This window comes from Bacillus sp. C30 (assembly GCF_040838255.1).
GTDB lineage: Bacteria > Bacillota > Bacilli > Bacillales > Bacillaceae_G > Bacillus_A > Bacillus_A mycoides.
Genome location: NZ_JBFPJH010000003.1, coordinates 40,719 through 55,645, shown reverse-complemented (window position 1 = coordinate 55,645; position 14,927 = coordinate 40,719). Strand labels below are relative to the sequence as shown.

The window sequence follows — 14,927 nt, the reverse complement described above, 5'->3', positions numbered from 1 at the left end:
TCCATTATATAGGAGAATAAGAAAAAGACGTGCAATGAGTGCACGTCTTTTTTTGTTATGTTTTGTCGATAAGTCGATATATCGACAAAATCGTTGATATATTTTATCGCTTCTCAATCGCCACAATAAATGGTGGGTTATTTTGCTGGTTAATGAAGCCGTATCGTAGTACGTGAGCTTGTTTTTGGTCGAGTTCTTCTGCAAATTTGAGAACAGCGTCGCGTTCTACTTGTCCTTCTGGATGTCCGTGGTAAATGACAAGGACGATGATACCTTCAGGTGCCATTACTTCTAATAATTGCTCGATCGCCGAGATTGTTGAGTTCGGTTTTGTAACGATATGCTTGTCACCACCAGGAAGGTAACCTAAGTTGAAAATAGCGCCTGTTACTTTTCCTTTTGCGTCTTCTGGTAATACGGATAAGAGTGTGTCGTGACTGTCGTGAACTAAAACAGTACGTTCGAAAAGTTCCTTTTCTTTTAGGTGGATAGTAGAGCTTTCAATTGCCTCTTTTTGAATATCAAATCCAAATACTTTTCCACTATCTCCAACGATTTCAGCTAGGAAGCAAGTATCATGTCCATTGCCGAGCGTTGCATCTACAGCGTAATCGCCTTCTTTTACTGCTGTTTGCAGCAGCGAGCGAGCAAACGGTAATACACGTTCTAATTTCATTTTTGTTTCTCCTCATTTGCATATTTTCCTTGCCAGCTTCCGCGGCGTACAAATTCTGCATCGATGGAATTTAATACTTCCCATTTATTTAAGCTCCACATTGGGCCAATCATTAAATCAGGCGGACCGTCACCTGTGATGCGGTGCACAATTACATCTTCTGGAATAATTTCAAGTTGGTCAACAACGAGACTTACGTAATCTTCAAGAGAAAGGAACTCGAGTTGTCCTTTTTCATATTGCTTCACCATTGGCGTTCCTTTTAATAAATGAAGTAAATGAATTTTAATTCCTTGTACGTCAAGCTTCGCTACTTCACGAGTTGTTTCCATCATCATGTCGTAATCTTCAAGTGGAAGACCGTTAATAATATGAGAGCAAACTCTAATGCCATGTTTGCGTAATTTATTTACGCCTTCCACATAAGATGGATAATCGTGAGCACGGTTAATAAGATTTGCAGTGCGTTCATGAACAGTTTGTAGTCCGAGTTCAACCCAAAGGTACGTACGTTTATTTAAGTCCGCTAAATATTCAACGACATCGTCTGGTAAACAATCTGGACGAGTTGCGATAGAAAGACCGACAACGTCTTTTTCTGCTAGAAGCGGTTCGAATTTTTCTTTTAACACTTCAAGTGGTGCATGTGTATTTGTGTAAGCCTGAAAATAAGCGATACATTTTCCGTCTTTCCACTTTGAGTGCATTTTTTCTTTCATTTCATGATATTGCGTTATAACATCATCGCGGCGATCGCCAGCGAAGTCACCAGATCCAGCAGCACTACAAAACGTGCAGCCGCCGTAAGCGACTGTACCGTCACGGTTCGGGCAATCGAAGCCAGCATCTAATGAAACCTTAAAGATTTTTTTACCAAATTCATTTCGTAAGTGGTAATTCCATGTATGATAACGTTTATTGTCATTTGTATATGGAAAAGGGTTTTGAACCTTCATTATTTTCCCTCCTAAGACGAGTCAAAATGAAACAAAATCCATTATAACATACTCATAAGGTTCATATGGAAGGGACACACTAAAGGGGAATTGAAGCAAGGAGGGACAATTATGGCAGAGCGTCAATCACTTGAAGAGTATATTACACAGGCAGAACAAGCGGTGGAATATGCGAAAGAACAATTAGACCAAGGCATGAGACAGGAGCATTACAATACGATGGAGTATTCGGATGCTCAGTTGCAATTAGAACAAGCATATAATGATTTACAAACGATGCAACAACATGCGAATGATGAGCAACGTGAGCAATTAAATAGAGCACGTATGGCAATTCGCCAATTGCAACATCAAATGATTATTACACCGCACTAATAAGGAGTGAATGTAATGGCGAAACGTTCAGATCAAAATAATCCAGAGCAAAAAACGCAAAATGGACATAACGCTGAGTTTTCAAATGAACTTGATCCAGTTGTTCAAGTAAAACAGCGTAATAGTAAAAAGGGACAACCTCAAAGATCGAAGCAATCAGAGTAAACCAGGTCGCAATATGACCTGGTTTTATTTTGTTATATGACAATAATGTAAGATTTCTGTAAGGTTTGTCGATAGTTGTAAGCTTACTTTTCCAGTAGAGTAAGGGAGGATTTAATTTAGGACAAGGAGTTGCATTATGGGGAACAATATTACCAACAAACGAATTGATGAGCTAGATTACATTCGTGGCTTCGCATTACTGGGGATTATTTTAGTAAATATTCTTGCACTACTGAATATTAAAGTTCCAGATCCTAGTACAGTGGATGCAAGTTATCAAAGGTTTCTATACTTATTTGTAGAAGGTCGTTTCTTCTCAATCTTTTCATTCTTATTTGGAGTAGGATTCTATATCTTCATTACAAGAGCAATTGCGAAAGGGAAGAATGGATATGTTCTATTTCTACGCCGCTTAGTTGCATTATTTATTTTTGGTTTGATTCATCAAATGTTTCAGCCTGGGGAAGCACTAGCGTTATACGCAATTTGTGGATTAGTCACTTTACCATTTTATAAAGTGAAGAAGCAAATAAATTTAGTAATCGGTCTTATTCTTACGATAGTTTTTAGTATTATGGCAGCTAAGGAATTATTACCATTAGGTTTAATTTTATTAGGTCTTGCTGCAGGACAGTACAAAGTATTTGAAAATCTTTCAGCGAAAATAAAGCAAGTCGCTATTTTTACAGGAGCTATGTTTGTTTTAAGTGTGATAGCTTTATGGTATCAATATGGGCACGTTCCTGCTAATCCATTTGTAAATATGATACTTATGACTGAGGATGGAACAATGGATGCTGCAGGTCAGTTTTTAAAAATTGGTGTTACAGTTGGACCAATTATTTCAGCTTTCTATGTCGGAGCATTAATTTTGCTACTTCAATTAAAACCAGTTCAAACTTTGTTAGCGCCACTGAAATATTATGGTCGTATGGCTTTAACAAATTATATTGGACAAACTGCAATGATTTTAATTGCAGGCAGTGTATTTAATTTTGCAGGAAACTTAACGTACATGCAGACGCTATATGTGTGTATCGCAATTTATGCAATTCAAATTATTTTCAGTGTGATTTGGATGAAAACCTTTAAAATGGGTCCATTAGAATGGATTTGGCGTGTTATTACGTATTGGACGGTAACGCCTTTAAAGAAATAAGAGTAGGAAATAGGCTGTTCCACATGCGAAACAGCCTATTTTTATCGTCATCTTTTGTCGGTAAATCGATATTCCTTGTCGAATCGCCGATATATTTGAAAAATCACCTATAAAATTTCAATTACCAACGAAGTTGATCAAAAAGAAAAAGCTTACCTTACAAGCGCACCTTTTTTATATTACAAAAGTGTAAGGTAATTGTAATGTTAATAAATAGCAGTTCACCTCCAAAAGGCGCAAAATAGGTAATGGGAAAACAAGCGTAGGAGGATATATATGACGAAACCAGTTGTAGACGTGAAAAACGTTCAAAAAGTGTACGGTAAAAAAGGTGAGAACCAATCACATGCGTTAAAGGGTGTTTCATTCTCAATTCAAGAGGGTGAATTTGTTGGTATTATGGGACCATCTGGTTCTGGTAAAACGACATTATTAAATGTAATTTCGACGCTTGATAAAGCAACGGGTGGCGTTGTTGAAATTGCGGGTACGGACATTACGAAAATGAAGCAAGGTGAGCTCTCTGATTTCCGTTCGCAAAAGTTAGGATTCATTTTCCAAGACTTCAACTTATTAGAGAACTTATCTATTTATGAGAACATTGCACTTCCACTTTCACTTCAAGGTGTTTCATCACGTAATATTGGACCGAAAGTAGAGAAAGTAGCGGATATGTTAGGGATTACAGAAATTCTTCAAAAGTATCCAACTGAAGTATCCGGTGGACAGAAACAACGTTCAGCAGCAGCGCGTGCACTAGTGCATGAGCCGGCAATTATTTTAGGAGACGAGCCAACAGGAGCTCTTGATTCGAAAAATGCAGCAAGTTTACTTGATGCGATGACAAACTTAAATGAAGAACAAGGCGTATCTATTATGATGGTTACGCATGATCCATATAGTGCAAGTTACTGTCAGCGTATTTTATTCATTCAAGATGGTGAGCTATATAAAGAAATTCACCGCGGTGGTACGCGTGAAGAATTTTATAAAGAAATTTTAGATGTGCTTGCGGACTTAGGCACACAAAAAGCGTAAGAAGGGAGGTCTAGGGCATGTTATTTAAACTTTCCATGTCAGGGCTAAAGAGTAAGCTGAAAGATTATATTGTCTTACTTGTTGGTCTTGTCATGTCGATTTCAATTTTTTATATGTTCCAAACGTTAGCGCTGAATAAAGCGTTTATCGAATCCAATTCTGTTATTAAGTCTATTGGTTTCGTATTCCAAGCAGGTTCATTTTTATTAGCAATTATAACGTTCTTCTACATTTTATATGCAAACTCGTTCTTATTATCTCTTCGTCAAAAAGAGTTTGGTATGTACATGATGTTAGGTGCAAAAAAGCATAAAGTTACATTACTTATGTTTATTGAAACGATTGTATTAGGTGCTGCGTCTCTTGCGATTGGACTTACAGTTGGTGTAGGACTTGCAGAAGGTATCGGACAGTTATTAATGAAACAATTAGAATTTGCTGGTGAAGGCTATAAGGCATTTTATCTACCATCTATGACTGTTACTTGCATTTTCTTCTTTGCATTATTTGTATTATCAGCAATTATGAACAGTATTAAGTTATCACGTATTTCAGTACTGCAACTTGTACATGCAGATGCACAAACAGAACGTGTTGCAGTAAAAGGAAAAATGACAGGTGTAGTTGCATTTCTTGCCGTTATTTTATTAGGTATTGGCTATGCATCTATGATTTATATGGACAAGTTAAGAGAAATGGGAATCCTTATTGCATTAATTACAACAACAGCTGGTACTTACATGCTATTTGGATCACTTCTCCCAGTTATTATTAAAAAGTTAAAGAGCAATAAAAAACGTAGTGAAAAAGGACTTAACGCTTTTACATTTGCACAATTAAACTTCCGTATTAATAGTTTAACGAAAGTGCTTGCAACAGTAGCGATGTTAGTTGCTCTTGGAGCGGGTGCAATTTCAGGTGGTATGGCGTTTAAAAATAACGTTATAAAAATGGTTGATGGTTTAGTAATATATGATTCAGTTATTCATAACCCAACAGCTGAAGAAAAGAAAATTTTAGATGGTATTACATTTAAAGAGAAAAATGAATATCGTTACAAAGTTGATAATAAATACGTTTATTATGTAAAAGAAGATTTAGAGAAAAACCCTCCTTTCGTACAAGATACAAAACAGATGGAAAGTATGAAGGATTTAGGAAAAACAAAGAAAGTTTCAGAGGAACTACCAGTAGGTGCAGTTTCTAGAGAAATGAATGAAAAAGATGCGAGTGCTAAAGAACTTCCAGAAGAATGGAACGAGGCTTTCAGAACAATTCAGCCATTTTATCTATATGAAGATCATGCAATTAAAATTGTAGATCAGAAAATGTACGATACTGTAAATGGTAAAGAAGGAATCGTAGTTACTGGAAAAACAGACGATTTTGTAGCATACACAAAAGAATGGAAAAAACTTGACGAGTTGCAGCTAGTTAAATATAAAAATGTAAAAGCTGAAAGATTAGATAGTAAATATCAATCTTACAATGGATTCTACGGCATTGCGAGTGGAACAGTATTTATGGGATTCTTCCTTGGAATTGCGTTCTTAGCAATGATGGCAAGTTGTTTAATGTTTAAAATTCTTTCTGGTGCATCAAAAGATATTACGCGTTATCAAATGCTTCGCAAAATCGGTGTGCGTCGTGAGTTATTAGCGAAATCGATTTATAAAGAATTATTCTTAGTATTCTTATTCCCAGCAATTGTGGGGATCGCTCACGTATTAGTTGGTATGAATATTTTCGGATTTATTTTAATGGATCCTTACTTCCGTATTTGGGTACCAATCGTAATTTTCGTAGTTATTTATGCGATTTATTACTTCATTACAGTTCAATTGTATAAAGGAATTGTTCTTCCAAAAGAAGATTAATAGGTAAAAAGCCGAGTGAAAGTGCTCGGCTTTTTATATTTTCAGAAAAAACACTTTAATGTTACTGAAATATATAATATAATGTAAATAAGTAACATAATGTGAAAGTATCAGCAACCGAAAAATGAAAGGAGGAATCCGATCTGTAGAAAGAAGCTGAACTTGTACTCCCCCTATTTTTTCTACCCACACCGTATTTGTACAATCATAAATTTCCAAATGAAAAATTGTCGTAAGAGTATATTGTGAAAATAATGGATAATACATGGAAATCTCATAGCATGATAAGGTAAAATGGACAGGATAATGAGAAAATTACCGTTCATAAGATGAGGAGATACATGTATGGAAGTTGTAGAGGCATTAAAAGATATAAGCCAAATTGAGGCTATGAAAAAGTATTTAAAAGAGCACTCGCAGCGAGATTATCTTTTATTTGTTATTGGAATTAACACTGGATTAAAGATCACTGAGCTACTTAGTATGAAATTTGAAGAGGTATTAAATGAAGATAAGACTGTTAAAGAGTTTTATTCTCTTCCTGTGAAAGATGAAAAATTTAAACAAGATATTTATTTAAATACAAAAGTAAAAGAAGCCCTTTTAGATTACGTACAATCTATTGATGCTCAAAGAGAAAACTACGTATTTCAATCTAATAAAACGACAAATTCAATCTCGCGCCAACAAGCGTATCGTGTTATCCATAGCGCAGCTGAAGCGGTTGGGATTGTTGGAAAGATTGGAACGAATTCAATGCGAAAAACATTTGGATTTCATGCGTACAAAAGAGGAATAGCGATTGCGCTATTGCAAAAACATTTTCATCACGCGACTCCGTCAGAAACGTTAAAGTATTTAGGAATCTCAAAAGATGAGAAGTTTAAAACAGAGATTGATGTAGATTTGTAAAAGCCGTAACTAAAAACTTTAGGAGGCGGAAAATATGAATATTAGAGAGAGTGAACTACCGGGCATTGGATGTAAATTCGAAGTGATAACAAAAGGTAATGAAAAAATGGTTATCGTTATTCATGATGATGGCCGAAGAGAAATGTATCATTTTGATGCGGATCACGATGAGAGTATTTCAAGCATTTCTCTTCGTGATTCTGAAGCGAGACAAATTGCGGCTATATTAGGCGGGATGGTATATAGGCCACAAGCTTTAGACACGATTGAGATGGCTTTTGAAGGATTATCAATTGAATGGTTTAAAGTAGAAAATAACGCATCAGTGGTACAAAAAACAATTGGTAGCTTACACGTTAGAAAAACATATAACGTAACAATCATTGCTATTTTGAAAAAGAATATGAAGAAGTTCTTTAATCCAGGCCCAGATTCTATTATTGAAGCTGGCGATATGCTCGTATTGTCGGGTGAAAGACATGAAGTGAAAAGAATTATTAATGAATTGCTTTCAGCAGGAGGTGATTCCTAATCGATGGATACTTTAATCTTTGAAGTTGGAACTGCGTTAGTATTAGTAGCTTTTGCAGCTATCCTCGCTGCGAAGTTAAAGTTCTCGATTATTCCGTTTCTCATTATACTCGGTATGTTAGTGGGGCCTCATGCCCCAGATTTAGGACTTATCGATTTAAGGTTTATTGAAAGCGGAGAAATTATTTCCTTCCTCGGCCGTGTTGGCGTTATATTCCTCTTATTCTATTTAGGTTTAGAATTCTCAATAAAAAAATTAATTAAATCAGGAAAGTCGATTGCTTTTGGGGGTAGTGTTCATATATCGCTTAATTTCATATTAGGTTTACTTTATGGATATGTTATGGGCTTCCCCTTATTAGAGACGTTAATTATTGCTGGAATCATTACAATTTCATCGAGTGCAATTGTTGCAAAAGTAATTGTTGATTTAAGAAGATCTGGTAATAAAGAGACTGAATTAATATTAGGAATCATTATGTTTGATGATATCTTTTTAGCTGTATATTTATCAGTCGTTTCAGGGTTAGTACTCGGTGGTGCAACATCATTTGTAGGTGCTCTTACATCGGTGTTAATCGCGGTAGGGTATATGCTACTATTCTTTGTAATCGCTAGAAAAGCTACGCCGTTTCTAAATAAAGTATTAGATATTTCGTCAAACGAAATTTTTATTATCGTAATATTCGCTATTTTATTCTTTGTAGCAGGATTTTCAGAAACAATTCATGTTGCGGAAGCGATTGGGGCTTTATTGTTAGGACTCGTCTTTTCAGAAACAGAGCATAGTGACCGGATCGAGCATCTCGTCGTCCCGTTTCGTGATTTCTTTGGAGCTATATTTTTCTTCAGCTTCGGTTTAAGAATAGATCCGTTTTCGCTTGGAGGAGCAGTATGGTTGGCATTAGGAGCAGTTTTCATTACTCTCATCGGTAATTTTACAGCTGGAATGATTGCAGGGCGTAAAGCCGGGTTATCGCATAAGGCTTCTACGAATATCGGTTTAACACTTATATCACGTGGGGAATTCTCCATTATTGTCGCGAATCTCGGAATAGCGGGTGGCTTAATGGCAACGATTAAACCATTCTCAGCTTTATATGTTTTAATATTGGCGTCGCTAGGGCCATTATTAACGAAGGAGTCTGGGAGAATATACTCTCTACTAGACAAAATATTTAAATGGAGTGCTAAAGAAAGTGCAAAACGTAAAAAGGAAGTTGGATAACCTTTCGCGAGGGAACGATTCCATTATTTATAGATTAATATTTTACAAAGACGATTAGAATACATTCTAATCGTCTTTGTGCTATTATCTGAATTTCATCAACTATTAATCAGTTGCCTTCCTATTTAAAAACGACTACAATTTTACTGTTATATATATGAACGAAAAAAAGAGAATAGGAGGGGAGACTATGCCAAGGAAAGTATGGCTATTAGTAGCTGGGATGATTATTAATGTCACGGGTGCTTCTTTTTTATGGCCTTTTAATACAATTTACTTACATGATAGTTTAGGGAAATCTTTATCAGTAGCCGGAATGGTATTAATGATCAACTCGCTTACTGGTGTAATCGGAAACTTGCTCGGCGGTGTTTTATTTGATAAATGGGGCGGTTATAAATCAATTTTAGTAGGGATTGTCATTACACTTGTATCGATTTTAGGTCTTGTATTTTTCCATGGTTGGCCATTATATGTTGTGTGGCTAGCATTAATCGGATTCGGTTCTGGAATGGTGTTTCCATCGATGTATGCGATGGTCGGTACGGTTTGGCCAGAAGGCGGGAGACGAGCGTTCAATGCAATGTATGTTGGACAAAACGTTGGGATTGCGATTGGAACAGCGTGTGGTGGATTAGTTGCGTCTTATCGTTTTGATTATATTTTCTTAGCGAACTTTATTTTATATTTTATTTTCTTCTTAATTGCGTTTATTGGATTTCGTGGTATGGAAGCAAAAAAAGAGCAAGAGGTACAAAAAGAAGCCGAAACGAAAAAAGGTTGGTCACTTACACCTGGCTTCAAAGCGCTTCTAATCGTATGTGTAGCATATGCTTTATGCTGGGTTACATACGTACAGTGGCAAGGGGCAATTGCGACTCATATGCGAGAATTAGATATTAGCCTCCGCCATTATAGTTTATTATGGACGATAAACGGGGCGATGATTGTTTGTGCGCAGCCACTTGTTAGTATGTTAATTCGCTGGATGAAGCGTTCTTTAAAACAACAAATTATGATTGGAATCGTCATTTTTGCGGCGTCGTTTATTGTTTTAAGCCAAGCGCAGCAATTTACGATGTTTCTCGTTGCGATGGTGACATTAACAATTGGTGAATTATTCGTATGGCCGGCAGTTCCGACCATCGCAAATATACTTGCACCGAAAGATAAGCTAGGATTTTATCAAGGTGTTGTAAATAGCGCAGCGACTGTAGGGAAAATGTTCGGACCGGTCGTTGGCGGAGCGATTGTTGACTTATACAATATGGAAGTATTGTTTATTGCGATCATGGTAATGCTTGTAGTAGCGCTTATAGCAACGAGTATTTATGATAGACGAGTAAAAGTAGAAGAAACAGTTGAAGAAAAAATTGCAGTTTAGTTTGACGGAACATGCAACATGTTTTAGAATATATTTAAATAAATAGTAATAAAATATCCTTTGGAACAAGGGAGTTAGCTCGGCTGTCCTAAGACGAATTCGTTAGTTAGCAAGAGTAACGATTAACCGAGAAGCCCTCGCTTCAAGTAGGCTCTTAAGAGATACTAAGTGGTGGGTAGTTCACATTAACTCATATTTGTAATAACAGTGAGAAGGAGTAGTAGTAATAGAAGCTGGTTTAGAGAGTTGACGGTCGGTGCAAGTCAATCCACGTTTCGTTATGAACTCGCCTTTGAGTTGCAGTTGTGAAATCATTAGTAGCAATTGCCGTTAATCCACGTTACGGATCTAAGCGAATGTATTTATTACATTAATTTAGGGTGGTACCGCGGGAATCTATAACCTCTCGTCCCTTTCTAGGGATGAGAGGTTTTTTGTATTTTGGGCGGTGAAAATAAATAGAATTTCAAGGAGGGTATCTCATGAGCTTTAATCATCAAGAAATTGAGAAGAAGTGGCAAGGGCATTGGGAAGAGAATAAAACATTCCGTACGCCAGATGAAACAGAAAAACCAAAATTTTATGCACTAGATATGTTCCCATATCCATCAGGTGCAGGCTTACACGTAGGTCATCCAGAAGGTTATACAGCGACAGATATTTTATCTCGTATGAAGCGTATGCAAGGATATAACGTTCTTCATCCAATGGGATGGGATGCATTCGGTCTTCCAGCAGAGCAATATGCACTTGATACTGGGAACAGCCCGGCTGAATTTACAGAGCTTAATATTAATACGTTCCGTAATCAAATTAAAGCATTAGGCTTCTCTTACGATTGGGATCGTGAAGTAAATACAACAGATCCAACCTACTACAAGTGGACACAATGGATCTTCCTAAAACTATTTGAAAAAGGTTTAGCTTACGTTGATGAAGTACCTGTAAACTGGTGCCCAGCACTTGGTACAGTACTTGCAAACGAAGAAATCATTGACGGTAAGAGTGAGCGCGGTGGACATCCAGTTGAGCGTCGTCCGATGAGACAGTGGATGTTAAAAATTACAGCTTACGGAGATCGTCTATTAGAAGATCTAGATGAGCTTAATTGGCCAGAAAGCTTAAAAGACATGCAACGTAACTGGATCGGCCGTTCTGAAGGTGCAGAAGTACACTTCAACATCGACGGTACAGATGAGAAGTTCACAGTTTTCACAACGCGTCCTGATACACTATTTGGAGCAAGCTACTGTGTACTGGCTCCAGAGCATGCACTTGTTGCTAATATTACAACACCAGAACAAAAAGAAGCTGTAGAAGCTTACATTAATTCTGTAAAAATGAAGAGTGACCTAGAGCGTACAGAACTTGCGAAAGAGAAAACTGGTGTATTCACTGGTGCTTACGCAGTTAACCCAGTAAATGGTAAGAAATTACCAATCTGGATCGCTGATTATGTTCTTGCAACTTACGGAACAGGTGCTGTAATGGCAGTTCCAGCTCACGATGAGCGTGACTATGAATTTGCATCAACGTTCAATCTTCCAATGAAGGAAGTTGTAAAAGGCGGAGACATTTCGAAAGAAGCATATACAGGTGATGGTGCGCACGTAAACTCAGCATTCCTTGATGGTTTAAATAAAGAAGAAGCAATTGTAAAAATGATTGAGTGGCTTGAAGTAACAAGCGCAGGAAATCAAAAAGTAACGTACCGTCTACGTGACTGGTTATTTAGTCGCCAACGTTACTGGGGTGAGCCAATTCCAGTAATCCATTGGGAAGATGGTACAATGACAGCTGTGAAAGAAGAAGAATTACCATTAGTTCTTCCGAAAACAGAGAATATTCGTCCTTCAGGTACAGGTGAATCACCACTTGCAAACATTGAAGAGTGGGTAAATGTTGTTGATCCTGAAACTGGTAAAAAAGGTCGTCGTGAAACAAATACAATGCCACAATGGGCTGGTAGCTGCTGGTACTATCTACGCTACATCGATCCAAACAACAGCGAAGCACTTGTAGACCCTGAAAAAGTAAAACAATGGCTTCCAGTTGATATTTATATCGGTGGAGCAGAGCACGCTGTACTTCACTTACTATATGCTCGTTTCTGGCATAAAGTATTATATGATATCGGTGTAGTTCCAACGAAAGAACCGTTCCAACAATTATTCAACCAAGGTATGATCTTAGGTGAAAACAACGAGAAAATGAGTAAATCAAAAGGTAACGTTGTAAATCCTGATGATATCGTAGCAAGCCACGGTGCAGATACACTTCGTCTATACGAAATGTTCATGGGACCATTAGATGCTTCAATCGCTTGGTCTGAAAATGGTCTTGACGGAGCTCGTCGCTTCCTAGACCGCGTATGGCGCCTATTCATTCAAGAGAATGGTGAATTAAGTGAGAAAATTACTGATGCACCAAACAAAGATCTTGAAAAAGCTTACCACCAAACAGTGAAGAAAGTAACAGAAGACTATGCAGAGCTTCGCTTCAACACAGCGATTTCTCAAATGATGGTATTCATCAACGATGCATACAAAGCTGAAACACTTCCGAAAGAATATGTAGAAGGTTTCGTAAAAATGATTGCACCAGTTGCACCTCACATCGGGGAAGAACTATGGAGCAAACTTGGATACAGTGAAACAATCACATATGCAAGCTGGCCAACATTTGATGAGTCTAAACTTGTAGAAGATGAAGTTGAAATCGTTGTTCAAATTATGGGCAAAGTTCGCACAAAACTAACAATGAGTAAAGACGCATCAAAAGAAGAAATGGAACAACTTGCACTTGAGGCAATCAAAGAACAAATTGAAGGAAAAACAGTTCGTAAAGTAATTGTTGTTCCTGGAAAACTTGTTAACGTTGTTGCAAACTAATTAATTATTAATAAAAGCTCAGAGCGTTTATGCTCTGAGCTTTTTTGCGTGAAAAATAAGCTCAGGATCACCTTCATCTAAGTTTTCGATCATTCCACTACGCATAAATCCATTTGCTTTAAAAACTTTTTGCATATTTGTATTCGATTTGTTCGTTGAAGAAAATATTTTTTGAGTAGGAGAATGTCTTAACATATATGAGATTAATGAGCTTGCATGACCTTGTCTTCTTTTCGTTGGCGAAACAATGATTAATGAGAGGAAAGTATAACCAAAGAAATTTGTATCGTATGTTAGAAAACCAGAAATGGAATTGTCCTCTTTTGCAATGATGCAGGTTCCTTCGTCAATAGCACGTTTAATATAATTTCGTCTATTATCATTTCCAATCACGTCGATATCTATATCTCCGATTGAATCTAAATCAGTTATTTCAGCATTTGTTATGATCATCAATACAACGCCCTCCTTTTAGAATGAATAATCAGTTAATTGTTTTTAACACGAATGGAGAACAAATAAAAAAGCGCGGAATTCCCATATAGACAAACACCTATTCTTCTATAGAAAATATGATAAAAAAGGTAGGCTAAATGAGAAGAAGAGGTGAAAGTAATGAAAGGAATGGATAATAATGCACCGCATGGCTTTATGGTAGGTGAGGAAGACGGTTATGCACAGATGATGTTAATGGGGGGCGCTGGACAGCAAGGATATGGAGAAATCCCAATGTGGATGGGAGGAGCAGGAGGAGGCTTTCCAGGGGGAATGGGAGGATTTCCAACATCAGTAGCTGGAGCACAAACAGGCTTTCCAGGGGGAATGGGAGGGTTTCCAACATCAGTAGCTGGAGCACAAACAGGCTTTCCGGGGGGAATGGGAGGATTTCCAACGTCGGTAGCCGGAGCACAAACAGGCTTCCCAACATTTGTAGGGGGAGCACAGGGTGGAGTTCCTGTAGGTATGCCAACTACATTCCCATCTTTCGTTGGAGGCGTACAAACAGGATTTCCTGTACCTGGCGTTGGTGTTGTAGCTGGTGGAATCGGCGGCTTCCCTCAAGGTGTTCATGGTCATCATGTGCACCACGGTCATCATCAACATCATGGCCATCAACAGCATCACGGCCATCAACAGCATCACGGTCATCAACAGCATCATGGCCATCAACAGCATCACGGCCATCATCAACATCATGGCCATCAACAGCATCACGGTCATCATCAACAACAAGTACAGCACCAAGGCCATCACCAAATTCATCCGCAGGCTGTTCTTTATCAAACTCATCAAGGTCAGCAGCATGATCACCAAGGCCACCATCAGCAACAAGTACATCACCAAGGTCATCACCAAGGTCATCACCAAGCTCATCCGCAGGCTGTCCTTTATCAAACTCATCAAGGTCAGCAGCATGGTCACCACGGTCAACATCACCACCATGGTCAACATCACCACCATGGTCAACATCACCACCAAGGTCAACAGCATCACCAAGGTCAACATCAACATCATGGTCAACAGCATCAGCATGGTCAGCAGCAACACCAAGGTCAACAGCATCAGCATGGTCAGCAGCAACACCAAGGTCAACAGCAATATCAGCAGCAACAACAGCCTTGGGCAGGTGGAATTGGAGCAGGGACTGCAGCAGGAGCAGCAGCTGGTACTGCAGGAGCAGCAGGACACGCGGGACACGTGGGTCATTAATGAATTGCAGGAAAAAAGACATAAT

The 14,927-nt window shown here is 38.0% G+C and carries 14 protein-coding genes and 1 other annotated feature; of the genes, 11 read left to right on the top strand and 3 right to left on the bottom strand.

The genetic code is table 11. The features are described 5' to 3' along the window. Positions 1 to 103 precede the first annotated feature (103 nt). The gene (mnmM, locus tag AB3X49_RS00915) at positions 104 to 676 is read right to left on the bottom strand and encodes a tRNA 5-(aminomethyl)-2-thiouridylate-methyltransferase MnmM (RefSeq protein WP_044443962.1); all 573 of its coding nucleotides are present in this window, start codon (positions 674 to 676) and stop codon (positions 104 to 106) included. Then, positions 673 to 1,632 (bottom strand): tRNA modification radical SAM protein MnmL/YtqA, encoded by a 960-nt coding sequence (gene mnmL, locus AB3X49_RS00910; RefSeq protein ID WP_367960159.1) that lies wholly within the window; start codon positions 1,630 to 1,632, stop codon positions 673 to 675. Before mnmL ends, mnmM begins: the two co-directional genes overlap by 4 nt. A gap of 111 nt (positions 1,633 to 1,743) precedes the next feature. Here mnmL and AB3X49_RS00905 point away from each other — a divergent pair, with 111 nt between their 5' ends. From AB3X49_RS00905 to leuS, 10 genes are all read left to right on the top strand, one after another. Beyond that, positions 1,744 to 2,007: a YtzC family protein gene (locus AB3X49_RS00905; RefSeq protein WP_002089099.1), complete on the top strand. Its 264-nt coding sequence runs from the start codon at positions 1,744 to 1,746 to the stop codon at positions 2,005 to 2,007. A 15-nt stretch (positions 2,008 to 2,022) separates the two neighbouring features. Then, on the top strand, positions 2,023 to 2,172 hold the full coding sequence (locus tag AB3X49_RS00900) for a hypothetical protein (RefSeq protein WP_001129345.1): 150 nt from the start codon (positions 2,023 to 2,025) through the stop codon (positions 2,170 to 2,172). Positions 2,173 to 2,308: 136 nt separating this feature from the next. Continuing rightward, the gene (locus AB3X49_RS00895) at positions 2,309 to 3,331 is read left to right on the top strand and encodes a DUF418 domain-containing protein (protein WP_367960158.1); all 1,023 of its coding nucleotides are present in this window, start codon (positions 2,309 to 2,311) and stop codon (positions 3,329 to 3,331) included. Positions 3,332 to 3,607: 276 nt separating this feature from the next. Continuing rightward, positions 3,608 to 4,369 carry an ABC transporter ATP-binding protein gene (locus tag AB3X49_RS00890; RefSeq protein WP_002129519.1) on the top strand — a complete coding sequence of 254 codons (762 nt, stop codon included), beginning with the start codon at positions 3,608 to 3,610 and terminating at the stop codon, positions 4,367 to 4,369. Positions 4,370 to 4,386: 17 nt separating this feature from the next. Further along, positions 4,387 to 6,246, top strand: a complete 1,860-nt coding sequence (locus AB3X49_RS00885) for an FtsX-like permease family protein (RefSeq protein WP_367960157.1) — start codon at positions 4,387 to 4,389, stop codon at positions 6,244 to 6,246. A gap of 345 nt (positions 6,247 to 6,591) precedes the next feature. Next, positions 6,592 to 7,158 carry a tyrosine-type recombinase/integrase gene (locus AB3X49_RS00880; protein ID WP_002143468.1) on the top strand — a complete coding sequence of 189 codons (567 nt, stop codon included), beginning with the start codon at positions 6,592 to 6,594 and terminating at the stop codon, positions 7,156 to 7,158. A 34-nt stretch (positions 7,159 to 7,192) separates the two neighbouring features. Next, positions 7,193 to 7,690: a cation:proton antiporter regulatory subunit gene (locus AB3X49_RS00875; protein ID WP_367960156.1), complete on the top strand. Its 498-nt coding sequence runs from the start codon at positions 7,193 to 7,195 to the stop codon at positions 7,688 to 7,690. A gap of 3 nt (positions 7,691 to 7,693) precedes the next feature. Next, the gene (locus AB3X49_RS00870; protein ID WP_367960154.1) at positions 7,694 to 8,917 is read left to right on the top strand and encodes a cation:proton antiporter; all 1,224 of its coding nucleotides are present in this window, start codon (positions 7,694 to 7,696) and stop codon (positions 8,915 to 8,917) included. A gap of 190 nt (positions 8,918 to 9,107) precedes the next feature. Then, positions 9,108 to 10,301, top strand: coding sequence for an MDR family MFS transporter (locus AB3X49_RS00865; protein ID WP_002089089.1), 1,194 nt, complete (start codon positions 9,108 to 9,110; stop codon positions 10,299 to 10,301). A gap of 198 nt (positions 10,302 to 10,499) precedes the next feature. Beyond that, positions 10,500 to 10,718 (top strand) — a binding site (T-box leader). A 65-nt stretch (positions 10,719 to 10,783) separates the two neighbouring features. Then, positions 10,784 to 13,192: a leucine--tRNA ligase gene (gene leuS, locus AB3X49_RS00860; RefSeq protein ID WP_367960153.1), complete on the top strand. Its 2,409-nt coding sequence runs from the start codon at positions 10,784 to 10,786 to the stop codon at positions 13,190 to 13,192. A 27-nt stretch (positions 13,193 to 13,219) separates the two neighbouring features. On the opposite strand, the gene AB3X49_RS00855 is transcribed toward leuS, so the two are convergent. Then, positions 13,220 to 13,645, bottom strand: coding sequence for a GNAT family N-acetyltransferase (locus AB3X49_RS00855; RefSeq protein ID WP_088293058.1), 426 nt, complete (start codon positions 13,643 to 13,645; stop codon positions 13,220 to 13,222). A 162-nt stretch (positions 13,646 to 13,807) separates the two neighbouring features. On the opposite strand from AB3X49_RS00855, the gene AB3X49_RS00850 reads away from it, so the two are divergent. Then, positions 13,808 to 14,902, top strand: a complete 1,095-nt coding sequence (locus AB3X49_RS00850; protein WP_367960152.1) for a VrrB protein — start codon at positions 13,808 to 13,810, stop codon at positions 14,900 to 14,902. Positions 14,903 to 14,927 lie beyond the last annotated feature (25 nt).